This window comes from Candidatus Baltobacteraceae bacterium (genome assembly GCA_036559195.1).
GTDB lineage: Bacteria > Vulcanimicrobiota > Vulcanimicrobiia > Vulcanimicrobiales > Vulcanimicrobiaceae > JALYTZ01.
In genome coordinates, this window is the sequence record DATBTN010000039.1 from 1 (window position 1) to 13,426 (window position 13,426).

General features: G+C 61.2%; 16 protein-coding genes. 15 read left to right on the forward strand and 1 reads right to left on the reverse strand.

Going from position 1 to position 13,426, the window contains the following annotated elements; genetic code table 11:
* From VIG32_04435 to fliR, 14 genes are all read left to right on the forward strand, one after another.
* Window positions 1–509 (forward strand): YciI family protein (locus VIG32_04435; protein ID HEY8297254.1); only part of this gene is annotated, 509 nt, incomplete at its 5' end.
* 1,018 nt (window positions 510–1,527) lie between these two features.
* Window positions 1,528–2,376, forward strand: a complete 849-nt coding sequence (locus VIG32_04440; GenBank protein HEY8297255.1) for a flagellar hook-length control protein FliK — start codon at window positions 1,528–1,530, stop codon at window positions 2,374–2,376.
* Window positions 2,377–2,384: 8 nt separating this feature from the next.
* Complete coding sequence (locus VIG32_04445; GenBank protein HEY8297256.1) at window positions 2,385–2,870, forward strand: flagellar hook capping FlgD N-terminal domain-containing protein; 486 nt, start codon at window positions 2,385–2,387, stop codon at window positions 2,868–2,870.
* A gap of 1 nt (window position 2,871) precedes the next feature.
* Complete coding sequence (locus VIG32_04450; protein ID HEY8297257.1) at window positions 2,872–3,261, forward strand: TIGR02530 family flagellar biosynthesis protein; 390 nt, start codon at window positions 2,872–2,874, stop codon at window positions 3,259–3,261.
* Between the two features lie 101 nt (window positions 3,262–3,362).
* Window positions 3,363–4,838: a flagellar hook protein FlgE gene (locus VIG32_04455; GenBank protein HEY8297258.1), complete on the forward strand. Its 1,476-nt coding sequence runs from the start codon at window positions 3,363–3,365 to the stop codon at window positions 4,836–4,838.
* 237 nt (window positions 4,839–5,075) lie between these two features.
* Window positions 5,076–5,261, forward strand: coding sequence for a flagellar FlbD family protein (locus VIG32_04460; protein HEY8297259.1), 186 nt, complete (start codon window positions 5,076–5,078; stop codon window positions 5,259–5,261).
* 166 nt (window positions 5,262–5,427) lie between these two features.
* Window positions 5,428–6,258 carry a motility protein A gene (locus VIG32_04465; GenBank protein HEY8297260.1) on the forward strand — a complete coding sequence of 277 codons (831 nt, stop codon included), beginning with the start codon at window positions 5,428–5,430 and terminating at the stop codon, window positions 6,256–6,258.
* A gap of 11 nt (window positions 6,259–6,269) precedes the next feature.
* On the forward strand, window positions 6,270–7,025 hold the full coding sequence (locus tag VIG32_04470; GenBank protein ID HEY8297261.1) for an OmpA family protein: 756 nt from the start codon (window positions 6,270–6,272) through the stop codon (window positions 7,023–7,025).
* Between the two features lie 9 nt (window positions 7,026–7,034).
* Entirely contained in the window at window positions 7,035–8,033 is a 999-nt protein-coding gene (gene fliM / locus VIG32_04475; GenBank protein ID HEY8297262.1) for a flagellar motor switch protein FliM, read from the forward strand.
* Entirely contained in the window at window positions 8,033–8,875 is an 843-nt protein-coding gene (gene fliN, locus VIG32_04480) for a flagellar motor switch protein FliN (protein HEY8297263.1), read from the forward strand. The genes fliM and fliN overlap by 1 nt, the downstream gene beginning before the upstream one ends.
* Before the next feature lie 8 nt (window positions 8,876–8,883).
* Entirely contained in the window at window positions 8,884–9,240 is a 357-nt protein-coding gene (locus VIG32_04485; GenBank protein HEY8297264.1) for a flagellar biosynthetic protein FliO, read from the forward strand.
* Window positions 9,237–10,046 carry a flagellar type III secretion system pore protein FliP gene (gene fliP, locus VIG32_04490; GenBank protein HEY8297265.1) on the forward strand — a complete coding sequence of 270 codons (810 nt, stop codon included), beginning with the start codon at window positions 9,237–9,239 and terminating at the stop codon, window positions 10,044–10,046. Before VIG32_04485 ends, fliP begins: the two co-directional genes overlap by 4 nt.
* Window positions 10,043–10,312, forward strand: coding sequence for a flagellar biosynthesis protein FliQ (gene fliQ, locus VIG32_04495; GenBank protein HEY8297266.1), 270 nt, complete (start codon window positions 10,043–10,045; stop codon window positions 10,310–10,312). Before fliP ends, fliQ begins: the two co-directional genes overlap by 4 nt.
* A 1-nt stretch (window position 10,313) precedes the next feature.
* A complete protein-coding gene (gene fliR / locus VIG32_04500; GenBank protein ID HEY8297267.1) occupies window positions 10,314–11,120 on the forward strand; it encodes a flagellar biosynthetic protein FliR in 807 nt (268 codons plus the stop codon).
* A 45-nt stretch (window positions 11,121–11,165) separates the two neighbouring features.
* On the opposite strand, the gene VIG32_04505 is transcribed toward fliR, so the two are convergent.
* Window positions 11,166–12,203, reverse strand: coding sequence for a hypothetical protein (locus tag VIG32_04505; protein ID HEY8297268.1), 1,038 nt, complete (start codon window positions 12,201–12,203; stop codon window positions 11,166–11,168).
* 134 nt (window positions 12,204–12,337) lie between these two features.
* On the opposite strand from VIG32_04505, the gene flhB reads away from it, so the two are divergent.
* Window positions 12,338–13,402, forward strand: a complete 1,065-nt coding sequence (gene flhB / locus VIG32_04510) for a flagellar biosynthesis protein FlhB (GenBank protein ID HEY8297269.1) — start codon at window positions 12,338–12,340, stop codon at window positions 13,400–13,402.
* The last annotated feature ends 24 nt before the right edge of the window (window positions 13,403–13,426 follow it).

The window sequence follows — 13,426 nt, forward strand, 5'->3', positions numbered from 1 at the left end:
GTTTCATTGTCATACTCAAAGCGACGGCGGATTCAGAAGCGGGAGTGCTGCCGAGCGCGGAGACGTTGCAGACCGTGGGAAAATTTAACGAAGAGATGGCTGCCGCCGGTGTACTGCTTGCAGGCGAGGGTTTACAAGCGAGTTCGAGCGGCGTTCGAATTTCATATTCTGCGAACGTCACTCCGCTGGTGACTGAGGGCCCGTTTCCGGTGACTCAGGGCCTCGCCGCAGGCTTCTGGATCATCAAGGTAGCCTCAAAAGAGGCGGCGATCGCGTGGGCGAGCCGCGCTCCGTTTCCGGAGGGCGAGGTCGAAATTCGGCGGATACTCGAAGCGGATGACTTCGGCGAAGACTTCACCCCTGAGATGCGCAAGCGTGAGGCGCAGCTCCGCAAGGTCGTGGATGCAGGCGACGGCTATTCTTCAAAACGCTCGATGTGGGCACGCCCCCAATGGACGACGCTCTGGAGCAGCGGTACCAGCGTACGTCCGTATTCCGTCAACGAATAGATCACCGGGGCGGGAACCGGTCCCGTCTCTTCCCGCATGACGATGTCGTCGGCGATCAACTCCCCTAGTTGCTCCGTCAGGACTTTCTGGGACACGGCGGGCATGAATCCGCGAAGAGCCGAGAAGTGACGGGGCGAGTCGATCAGGCAATTTACGATAATTAACTTCCATTTGCCGCCCACGGCCGCGAGCGCTGCGGTAAGTGGGCATTCGCTGATCGGGTTGATTCTGCGTGAGCGGACCATGCCGCTGGATTCCACCAAGACGGCCTCGCCACCCTACCGCGACCGCGACCGATAGGCCGCCTGGCCGGCTTGGGCCAGCCCCTAAGGTCGCTCCGGCCGCTTGCCGATGATCTATCTACAGAAAGGGGGTGAGATAGATAGGATTACCACAACTTCTACCCATCGTCCCGGCGGTCGCCGGGAACGTACCGGCCGTACGCGGGCTGCTTCAGTTTAAAGGTTCGACCGGCGAATCGCACTTCGGCGCGATCGTCAAAGCGAAGCTCGACAAAGCAACCAGCGGATCCGATATCGCCGCGCAGCTCGCTGCGCTGCTACAAAACGGTACGCCGATCGCAGCGGTCATCGACCGGATTGCAAAACAGCTTGCGGATTCCGCCGCGCGCTCGCTTGGAAAACCGATCGACGCCGATGCACGCAAACACCTCGAAGAGGTCTTCGCAAACGCTCTCGCTCCACCGGGCACCGGCCCGCCGGGTACGAGCGCACAACAAGCCTCGGCCCTCGGAGAACGACTCAGAAATCTTCTGAGTACGCTCGCGAGGGAAGCGGAAAACGCAGGGCAGCAGAGTCGATTCTCGGGTAAGATCTTGGACGCCGTTACGGCGAAAGAACCCCCGGCCCCGCAAACGAAAAACTCCGCCGACCGTCAATCGGCGCAGATCGCTTCGTTCGTTGAATCGCTCATTGGAAACGCCGTAGCACAGCTGCAGGCGCCAGTTTCCGCATCTGCGCCAGCCGCACCGGTTCCCACCTCGACACATGCGCTACCAGTGCCCGCGCAACCGCCGCAACCCGCGTCGGATCTGCTCGGCCGCATGATCGCGCGCGCGGTGCGAGCCGACGCAGCGGTCAACACGTCGAAACCACCTACGTCCGTCGCCGCGGCGCCGAACGCAGCCGGTACTCGCACGGCGTCCGCAATACCCGCGCAATCCGTTCTCTTCGCACGTCTGATCGCCATCATCGCACACGCAAACAACGATGGCGCAAGCGCGCAAAGCGACGGGCAGTCGCACGCTTCGTTCGATTCAAACGCTCCGCTCGCGATGACGACCATCGCGAATCCGAGCAAACAGGATGGGACGCAGGCGTTTGGCGCGCAGCTCTCCACGAACCCAACCTCGATCCAGGCAACCTCCGCAACGCAGCCGAACGCGGCCGCGCCGTACCGCGCCGTGGATCCGCAAGCGGTCATCGAACAAGTGGTTCAAGGCATCGTTATGCGCAGCGCCGGAAATCATTCCGAGCTTCGCATGCGGTTGTCTCCGGCTCATTTGGGCGACGTTTCGCTCAAGCTCACGGTCGACGGCGGCACCATCAACGCGACCATGATCGCGCAAAATGCCGACGTCCGCGACATGCTGCTGGGCAACCAACACCAACTCGCACGATCGCTCGCCGAAGCCGGGCTCCAACTCGGCTCGTTCTCGGTCGACGTCTCGGGCAACAACGCCAATGGTTCGGGCGGACAGCAGCAACAACCGACCTTCGGCAACCGCCACGGCCAATTCGGGCATCTGGGCGAGCAAGACGGCATGGATCAATGGATCGAACCGCGGTTCGGCCCAGCGGTTTTGCCGGGCATACGCAACCCGTGGTTATTGAACACTCTGGCTTAGGAGAAGATATGTCAACTCCAGTAACTGGAACGGCGAACGGTCTTCCGATCGATTCGCTGGTCCAGCAAAAACCCGCGGCGGCAGCGCCGTCGTCAAACGGTCAACTCGGGCAGGATGCGTTTCTGCAATTGCTTACGGCGGAACTGCGAAATCAGGATCCGCTCAAGCCCATGGACGACACGCAGTCCGTTACCCAGCTCGCGCAGTTCTCGGCGTTGCAATCGCAGACGACCCTCGCGAGTTCGTTCCAGAACTTCCAATCGAACTTCGGCGTCCTGCAAGCCTCGACGCTGCTCGGTAAGAGCGTCACGGTCTCGACGACCAACGGCGCCGGCAATACCTCGACCCAGACGGGAACCGTCTCGTCGATCGACGTGCAAAACGGTCAGCCCTACTTCACGATGAAGGGCGCCAACGGCACTACGCTCGCCGATGCAAACGGCGCACCGCTGCTCTTTAACACGACGCAGATCGTGGGTATCGGAACCGCGTAATATGGATCCAAAAGAGATCGGCGCCCTAACACCCGGCATCGTTCCCGGACCGGCAGCACGTCCGGCCGGCAAACCGGTGCAGATTCCGCCGACATCGGCACCGAGCTTTCGCGCGGTTCTGGAGCAACAAGCGGGCCAACCGCTCAAGTTCTCGGCACACGCGTTGGCGCGATTGCAATCGCGCAACATCAATCTTTCAAACGACGATGTTGCCCGGATGAATCACATGGCCGACAAAGCCGCTCAAAAGGGAGCGAAACAGTCGCTCTTCATGCTTCGCGACGTCGCGATGGTAGTGAGCATTACCAACCGCACCGTCATTACGGCGGTCGATCCCGACTCGATGCGCGAGAACGTTTTCACCAACATCGATTCGGCGGCAATCATCTAGCGAATACTCATTGTCACTAACCGGGGCGGACCGCTTGCGGGGCTCCGGCCGCGGCGTCGATCGATAGACGCGCCGCGGATCTCCGAAAGGTCAAACTTCGAATGGCTTTCGACTCACTCTTTACCGGGATCTCCGGCCTGAACGCGTTTCAGAGCCAGATCGACATGATCTCGAATAACATCGCCAACGCCGGCACGACGGGTTTCAAGGGCCAGCGCATGACGTTCGCCGATCTGTTCTATCAGAGCCAAGGCTACGCGTCGGGCCCCACCCAGCAGCGCGGCGGCGTCGATCCCCAGGAACTCGGTCTCGGCGTCAAAGTGAACTCCGTCGACACGAACTTCCAGCAGGGCGGACTGCAAACGACCGGCATCAACACCGACCTCGCGCTCAACGGCGACGGGTTCTTCGTGCTGCGCAACACCGACGGCAGCGGCGCGCCGATCTACACGCGCAGCGGTGCGTTTTCGCTCAACTCGAGCGGCGTGCTCTACGATCCCGGCTCCGGGCTCGCCGTGCAGGGCTATACCGCTAACGCGAACGGCCAGATCACCTCGACCGGCACGCCCGGGACGGTGCAAATCCCGCTTGGCCTCGCGCAACAGGCCACCGGCACCGGCAGTGCGACCGCGGTAAAACTCGGACCCGGCTCGGACAAGAACTTCGATCTCTCGCTCGGCGGCTCGCTCGACCAGACGCAGTATGCGGCTGAAGCGACCACGACCGGATCGGGACAATCGAAGATTCTCACGACGACCGTGTACGACTCGCTCGGCAACGCGCATCAAGCGACGATCACGTTCAAGCCGATCGCGCCCAACACGCCTCCCGCCACGGCTTTGCCGCCGACGGTCAACGACGCAAACGGCGTCGCGCACAACGACGTCGCGACGCGCTTCCAATACACGGTCAGCTTTGCCGACGGAACGACGATGCCGGCCGGTGCAAATACCGGCTACGCGTTCTTCGATAGCAAAGGTCAGTACATCAATAGTTCGGCTGCCGCAGCCGGCGGTGCCGGTCACGTTGCCGGAACGGCGGCCGCGCCCGCTCAAGGTGACGCGATCACGATCAACGGTTGGGGACCGACCGGACCGAACAACCCGAACAACTCGACCGTCCCCACCACGATCGGATTCGACTTCTCCAACATGTCGGCGCTCGCGGGAACCGCGACGGCGAACGTCATCGCCCAAAACGGCTACGCGGCCGGCATCCTCTCCAACATTACGGTCGGACAGGACGGCACCGTGACCGGTTCGTTCACCAACGGTCAGCAGAAGGCACTCGCACAAGTCGCCGTTGCGACGTTCCAGAACGAGGAAGGCCTGCATCGCGCCGGCGGCAACGGCTTCGTCGAAACGGCGAACTCGGGACTCGCGCAGTACGGCAGCGCTTCCACCGGACGCTTCGGTTCGATCATCTCGGGTTCGCTCGAGCAGTCGAACGTTTCGCTCGCCGATGAGTTCACGAAGATGATCGTGGCTCAGCGTTCGTTCGAGGCGAATAGCCGCAGCATCTCGACCGCCGACCAAAACCTCACAACCGCCATCAACATCCGCGCCAGCGAAAACTAACGGCGCCGATCGATAGAACCAGCGTTATCATGGTGAGCCTGTCGAACCGGCGTTGTCATGGTGAGCTTGTCGAACCACGACAGGCTCCGTCCTTCGACAGGCTCCGTCCTTCGACAGGCTCAGGATGACAGGACGGTGTAACCGCGTGGCGAGCGGGGCGTTGTCATGGTGAGCCTGTCGAACCAACGACGATGGCGGTGTGGGACTTCGGGGGCGGGTCGATAATTTACTGAAGCTATGATCGCTTTAACCCGGCTTAATGGCCAGTCCATCATGGTGAACTCGGATCTGATCGAATCGATCGAACCGACGCCCGATACGGTCGTGACGCTCACGAGCGGCAACAAGTTGATCGTGCGAGACTCGCTCGATGACATCCAGGCCCGCATCATCGAGTTCAAACGGAAAATCTACGGGCCCTAGAGACAAGTGGGGCGGCACTCGCCCCCGCAGCCGCGGCTGCCCGCGGCGGGGCCCCGACGGGGGCTTTAATGTTGGTCCGGCCGCGGCCGATACATGTTAGGTGGGTGCCCGGACTACGTATACACCTGTCCTATAGCCCTCCGAAGTACCGCGGAGAAGCAACCTCTTGGATTTAGCGACCGTCCTCGGCCTCCTTATAGCTTTTGGGGCCATTATACTTGCCGGCTGGGTCGGTGGAACCGATCCGCACGTCGTGTTCGGGCGTTGGGAAGCGCTCGTCTTGATCATTGGCGGAACGATCGGCGCAACGCTCACATCGTTTCCGATGCGCACCTTTCTCAAGGGCTTTTTGGGCGGCTTTAAAGTCGCGTTCACCGAGCCGGTCTACCACGAGCGCGATATCATCGCGACGCTCGTTTCGTTTGCCGAAAAGGCCCGCCGCGAAGGTTTGCTGGCGCTGGAAAACGAGGCCGCGGCACTCGAAGACGAGTTCATGCGCAAGGGCATCCAACTCGTGATCGACGGCCGCGACACCGACGTCATTCGCAAGGTCCTCGAAACCGAGGTCAGCCACGTTCAAGAGCGCGGCACGAAGGCGGAGGCGGTCTTTACGAATCTGGGCGGATACTCGCCCACACTCGGCATCATCGGTACCGTGCTCGGCCTCATCGGCATGCTGCGCGGCCTGGCTTCGGCCGCCGGCAGTTCCAACGTAGCGGGCTCGATCGGCGTCGCCACCGCCCAAGCTTTCGTCGCGACGTTCTTCGGCATTCTCTTCGCCAATCTGCTGTGGCTGCCGATCGCCACCAAGATCAAAGAGCGTTACGGGCAACTGCTGCTGGTGCGCGAGATCATGATCGAGGGCATTCTCTCGATTCAGTCCGGCGATAACCCGCGACTGCTCGAAGAGCGCTTGCACGCGTTCCTGGATCCCGCCGAGCGCGAGACCGAGATCGAAGAAGGCGGCGCCGTGGTCGAACCGAGCTACTCCACATAATGAGCCAACCGGTGAAGACGGCGGGACGCGCGGCCGAAAGCAAGTTCCGCAAACGTGCCGAGGAACAGAAGGTCGAAACGGCCGGCATGATGCGGTGGCTGCTTACGTACGCCGATATGATCACGCTCATGCTGGCGCTCTTCATCATCCTCTTCGCGATGTCGACCATCAGTAAAGTCAAAGTTCAGAGCTTCGCCAAGTCGGTTTCGGGCGGCTTCGATAACGTTTGGTCGGTCAATCAGCCGCCGGCGGGCGGTACGAGTGGCGCCCACGCGTTTAGTTCCCCCTCCGCGGTTCCGACGGTTCAGCGGGAGCTGCAAAAATATATCGAGCAGAACAACCTGCAGAGTCAAGTTCAGCTGCGTATGGATCACCGAGGTCTGGTGATTACGCTGCTTTCCGACAAGTCGTACTACGACGAAGGGAGCGCGCAGCTGCGCCCCCAGACGATGCGGATTCTGGACGAAGTCGATCTGTTCTTAAAGAAGAACGAAAATCTCATCCGAGTGGAGGGCAACACGGACGACGTGCCGATCCACACGGCGCTATATCCGAGTAACTGGGAGTTGTCGACGGCGCGGGCCGTCAACGTCGTGCGGTATCTCGTAGAACGCGATAAGCTCGCGCCTACGCGGATCTCGGCGGCCGGATATGGAGAGTTTCACCCACGGACGGACAACAGCACGGGTAGCGCGCGGCAGACGAATCGACGAGTCGATATCGTTTTGCTCAACGCGTCTATTTCACGCGCCGAAAAGGGGCAGTAAACTCTAACTATGTCGAGTCTCTCGCAAGAAGAAATCGATGCGCTGATCAACCAGCTCTCGCAAGAGCCGGCCGAAAAAGCCGAGGTAGTCGAGCAGAAGAAGATCAAAACGTTCGACTTCCGCTTTAACAAGCGCCTAGACAAGTTCTCGAACAATCAACTGATGACGCTGCGTACGCTGCACGAGAACTTTACGCGGCTGCTGAACAATTCGCTCTCGGTCTATCTGCGCACGCGCGTCGAAGCGACGATCGTTTCGATCGAGCAGATCAGTTACGGAGACTTCATCGCCTCGATCGGGATTCCGTCGATCCTCTCGATCTATTCGATGGATCCGTTGCCCGGCAGCGGTATCGTTCAAGTCGATTTGAACCTCGTCTTCTCGATCATCGACCGGCTTCTAGGCGGTCCGGGTTGGTTTCCGCAAAAACTTCGCGATCTCACCGATATCGAGCGCACGCTCATGCAGCGCTTCATGGCCCGCATGCTCAACAGCTACCGCGAGTCGTGGAACTATCTGCTGACGCTCTCGCTGAAGATCGAAGCGCTCGATTCCAATCCGCAATTCATTCCGCGCATCATCCCGCTCGATCAGATCGTGGCGTACGTTTCGTGCGAACTCAAGGTCGGGGACATGGCCGGGATCATGAACTTCTGCCTCCCGTATCCGGTGCTGCAATCGATCGGCGGCCAATTGACGGACTTTCAATGGTCGCCGTCGCTGACCGCCGGCCGCGCCGTGACGGAAGAAGATATTGCCCAATTGGCGCGTAACGTCGAGCGAGCCGGGGTCGAACTCGAGGTCGAGCTCGGCAAGACGACGGTCTCGCTGCGTGATTTGGTGGCGCTCGCGCCTGGGGACGTGATCTTATTCGATAAGCCCACGGACCAGCCGCTCGTCGCTAAAGTCAACGATCGCGAGAAGTTTCAAGTGTTTCCCGGCGTGAACAGGGATCGAATCACCGTTCAAGTCGCCGGTTTCATTGCGAACGAGGACGGAAGAGTTTAATGCCGGATATTCAACAACTCGCCGATTCGATGCTGGCCGCAGCCGGTACGGTTCTCGGACGGCTCGTCGACGAGCCCATCGGTGCGTCGGGCACGAACCGCAACGATCACGAGGGCTCGATTCGAATGGAAGAAGGCCACCTCGTAACGGTGGCCGGCGTGCCGTCGCTCGGCGCGCAACTCGTCGTGCGTTTCGGGTCGGCCGATCTCGCGCGGGTCGTCGCCTTGATGCTCGGCGGGGCCGATGAGGGCGGCGAGCTCGGAGCGATGCAGCTTTCGATCGTCTCCGAGACCGTCTCGCAGATCGCGGCCGCCATGGCCGAGCAACTCGCAAAGGAACTGGGCGCGAGCGCGGACGGCATTCACGCCGAGCTCTGCAACGACGCGACGAACGTACCGCCGCCGCCGTTTGAATCCTACGAAGGCACGATCCAAGTTGGCGAGATCGCGGCGCACGTCGCGATCGACTTCGACGGGATCGCCGTGTCGAAAATCGCACCGCCGGCGGCGAAGGGGCCGCCCAAGCGCGAGGCCCCAAACGCGCAGGCCGTGACGTTCACGCCGATGACGCCGACGCCGTCGCGCGCGGCGCAGCCCGGCCGAGCAAATCTGGACCTCGTCCACGACGTGCCGCTGCAGATCAGCGCCGTTCTCGGCCGAACCGGTTTGACGTTGCGCGATGTCGTGGCGCTCGCACCCGGAAGCGTTTTCGAACTCGACAAACTCTCGACGGACCCGATCGACCTGTACGTCAATAACATCTTGATCGCGCGCGGCGAAGTGGTCGTCGTGGACGACAAGTTCGCGGTAAAGATTAGCGAACTCAACCCGAACGTCGGGTAGGGCCCATCATGTCATCAGGTTTTTTGGGCCACTACATCCTCATGCTGCTCGTCGTGGCAGTCATGCTCGCCGGCTTATACATGGTCGCTCGCGCTCTCGGCCGCGGCCGCTTGATCGCATCGACCGGGAAGCGTCTGGTGAGCGTCGTCGAGTCCACGTACGTCTCCCAGAACACGACCTTGCACGTCATCAAGGTGGCCAATAGCTATTTCTTGGTCGGCGGCGGAGCGGGTCACCTTCAGACCCTGGCGGAGATTCCGGCCGAGAACGTCGAGCCGTGGCTGACCGAACAGCGCAATCTCTTTACCACACAGACCCAATCGTTCGCAGCGCTATGGCGAAATCTGCGAAAGCCCCAGCAATGATCCGCGCGTTGCTCGTTCGTCTGTGGACCCGGCATCGCTTGTTCTTTGCCGTCGGCGGCGTGGCCGTACTCGCGCTTTGGGTGGTTCCCGCGATCGCGAACGCGGCGACCGCGCCGACCGCGCCGATCGTTCCGATTCCGCAGATCAGCTTCGGCGTCGGCCAAGCGCACAACCCCCGCGATGTTGCGACGTCGCTGCAGATCCTGCTCTTGCTCACCGTGCTTTCGCTCGCGCCGACGCTGCTCGTGCTCGTGACCTCGTTCACTCGCGTCATCGTCGTACTTTCGTTCGTTCGAACGGCACTCGGCACTCAACAAGTTCCGCCGAATCAGGTGCTGGTGGGCCTCGCGCTCCTGCTGACGTTCTTCATCATGAGCCCCGTAATCAAAGACGTGAACGCGAACGCGCTCCAGCCGTACCTCAAGAGTCAGATTTCGCAGCCCGTCGCGCTCGATCGCGCGGCGCGGCCGCTGCGCGCGTTCATGTTCAAGCAAACGCGCGTAAAAGATATCGCGCTCTTTTACGGGCTCGCAAAAGAACCGCAGCCGGCGGCTCAAAAAGACGTCCCAACCTACATCCTGATTCCCGCGTTCGTCATCTCCGAATTGAAGACGGCCTTCGAGATCGGCTTCGCGATCTACGTCCCCTTCATCGTGATCGACATGGTCGTCGCGGCGATCCTGCTCTCGATGGGCATGATGATGATTCCGCCGGTGATCATTTCGCTGCCGTTCAAGATTTTGATCTTCCTCCTCGTCGACGGCTGGAACCTCACGGTGTCGGCGATCTTTCAGAGCTATAGATGAACTACGCCGACGCGATGACCTTAGGCCGGGACGCGATTTTCGTGGCCTTCGTGGTCGCCGCACCCGTGCTGCTGCTCTCCATGGTGGTCGGGCTCGCGATCTCGATTTTCCAAGCCGTGACGCAAATCCAAGAACCGACCCTCACGTTCATTCCGAAGATCCTCGTTTCCGCGTTGGCGCTCCTATTCTTCGGCCCGTTCATGCTCGCAATCTTGACCGATTTCACGAGCCGCGTCTTTACGCACGTCGGTTCGTTCGTCAAGTAGCATGCCCGATGTTTTTGGGCTGAGCGCGGCTCAATTCGAAACGTTCTTGCTCGTACTGATGCGCACCGCAACGATGCTCGCGGTCTTTCCGATCTTTTCAGCCAGTCAGATACCGTCGTACTCGAAGGTCGCGATCGCCGTCATCATCGCGTTTTTGCTTTACCGCACCGTGCCGGCCATCGCTCCGTTTGGCAACATGGGCGAATTGGTCGTTGCCGCGATCAGTCAAGTCGCGCTCGGACTGATCGTGGGCTTCGTAGCGCAACTCGTCTTCGCCGGGATCCAATTCGCGGGGCAGCTTCTCGATATCCAAATCGGCTTCGCGGTCGCCAACATCATCAACCCCACGACGCAGCAGTCGGTAACCGTGCTCGGCGAACTCGAACTCGTTTTGGCGACGCTGGTATTCCTTATCAGCAATTCGCACTTGCTGCTCTTGCAGGGCATCGGCGGTTCGTTCGACCTGCTGCCGCTTCCATACATCAATCTCGACCCGAGCGTTGCCGGGAACATCGTGGCTTTTTTTAGTCAGTCGTTTTGGATCGTTTTTAAGATCGCCGCGCCGCCTGCCATCGCGCTCTTTCTCGTCAACGTGGCCCTCGGGTTGATGGCTCGCGTCGCCCCGCAGATGAACGTTTTCGTGGTCGGCTTTCCGCTGCAAATCGGCATCGGCCTCATCATGCTCGCAATCAGCGTGCCGATTTTGGTGGGCGTGGCGCCCCAGCTCTACGCGCAGATCCCGCATCAAATGGACGCGGTGATGCGCGGCATGGTCGTCTCGTCCCCGCTGCCGTCGCCAACGCCGTAGAGAGATGCGGCGCAACCGCGCCCTCCTACGGCGTTGCCGTTGCTTCTAGTAGCTGAGCTGACCGATCTTGCCGGCCGCAGTCTCGGTGAAGTAGACGCGGCCGTCGGAGCCTAACGCCGCAAAGGCGGGTTGCGCGTTCGCCGTGGTGATGGCGAACTCTTTAACCCCGGGCGTTCCGAGGATCGTCGCTTGCCCGACCTTGTTCTGGAGCGGATCGAGGAAGTAGAACGCGTTATCGGTGCCGAGGACCAGCCCGCTGGCTGACGTCGCGGGTGCGAGCGACGATTCGGGATCCATCGTGCCCTGCGTGGTCATGTGTCCGAGCTTGACGGCGCCCGTTTCGACGAACCACAGCTGGCCGTCGGGACCGATCGCGATGGACCCGGGCTGCGCGTTGGCGCTCGTCGTCGGCGTCTCGAAGGTGATCGCACCGGCGGTCGTGATGCGAGCTACCTTGGATGCCGCAGCCTCGGTGAAGTACAGCGCGCCGTCGAGCCCGGCCACGATATCGGTCGGCGCCGCGTTGGCGGTCGTCGTCGGATATTGCACGACTGCGGGCGTCGCCGCCATCGGATTGATGGCCCCGATCGCCGATGCGTTCTTCTCCGCGAACCACAGTTGACCGTCGGGACCGGGGGTGATTCCGGCCGCGCCTGCGTTGGCCGCGGGAATCGCGTACTCGGTGAAGGTGCCGCTGGTCGACATGCGAGCGATCCGGTTGCCGGCCTGTTCGGTGATCCAGAGATTGTGGTCGGACCCGGTCGCGATCGCATAGGGGCCGCTCCCGGCCGTCGGCATCGCATACTCGGTGACGCTGCCGTTGCTCTCGATGCGGCCGATTTTATTGCCGGCCTGCTCGGTAAAATAGATCAATCCATCGGGACCGCGCGTGAGGCCTTCCGGCTGCGAGCCGGCGGTGGGCACGGCGAATTCGCCGGAGACGGTGGGTGCCGTCGACGGTTGCGCGGTCGGAACCGCGTTTATGGTGCCGCCCTTGCCGCAGGCGGCAAGAGCAAGCAGGCTTAGTAGAGCGAGGGGGGCGAGGGTGGCAAAACTCGTCCTGAGCCGGGCGTTGGGCCGCATGTACTCTCCTTGGGATGGGGGTGGAACGACCTGGCGCTATTCGCCGTCCGCGCCGTAAAGACTGCGTTGCGCGCTGAAGGCTACGCCCCTTCCAACCGATGATAGCTGTAGGCGCTCTTCACGGGCGCCGTTCTATGCCGAGACCAGAACAAACCGAAAGAGCCACTCCGAAGCGCAAAGAAGAAGCGCGCAAGCGTGGCCAGGTAGCAAAGAGTCCAGACCTTGCCGGTGCCGCGATCTTTCTAGCGGTCGTATTCGTGCTGCACTCGAACATGATGCAGGCCCTCGGCGGCATCGGCGGGACGATGCAGAGCATCCTCGTCGGTCTCCACCAGCGTCAGGAATTTACGATCGTTTCGGTGTGGATGCTCTTCGTGCAGGCGTTCGGCGGCGCGGCGATGTTGCTGCTCGTGCTTTTCGGAACGGCATTGGGTATCGGCTTGCTCGCAAACTATCTGCAAGTCGGCGTCCTCTTCACGCTCAAGTCGATCACGCCGAGTTTTTCCAAGATCAACCCGGCGACCGGCTTGAAGCGGATGTTTTCCAAGCAAGTGTTGGTCAATCTCGTAAAGCAGCTGCTCAAACTCACGGCCGTCTTCATCATCATTTACACGAGCATCGCGGGCAACCTCGACATGTTCTATCGTTTCGCCGGCCTCGCGCCGCAGGCGATGGTGAGTTACGTCAACGACATCGTCTTCGGGATCGGCTGGAAGTTCGGGTTTCTACTGGTGGCCGTTGGGCTGCTCGACTTCGGCTACGAGAAGTGGAACAACGAGCAAAGCCTCAAGATGTCCAAGCAAGAAGTGAAGGACGAGTACCGTCAATCCGAGGGCAATCCCGAGGCGAAGGGCGCGTTCAAACGGCGCCAGCGCGAGTTTGCCCGCCGGCGGATGATGTCGGCCGTGCCCACCGCCACCGTCGTCGTTACCAACCCGACGCACTACGCCGTGGCGCTCGGATGGGACGAATTGAAGATGGATGCCCCGGTCGTCGTCGCCAAGGGCGCGGACTTGATCGCTAAGCGAATCCGCGAGATTGCCGAAGAACATGGTGTGCCGATCATGGAGAACCCGCCGCTCGCGCGGACGCTGTACGCGAAGGTCGACCTCGATGGGGCGATTCCGCCGAACATGTACGCAGCCGTCGCGCAAGTGATTGCCTTCGTCTTCAAACTCAAACGAAAGACCATCGCCTAATGGCCTGGTCCTTCGACAAGCTCT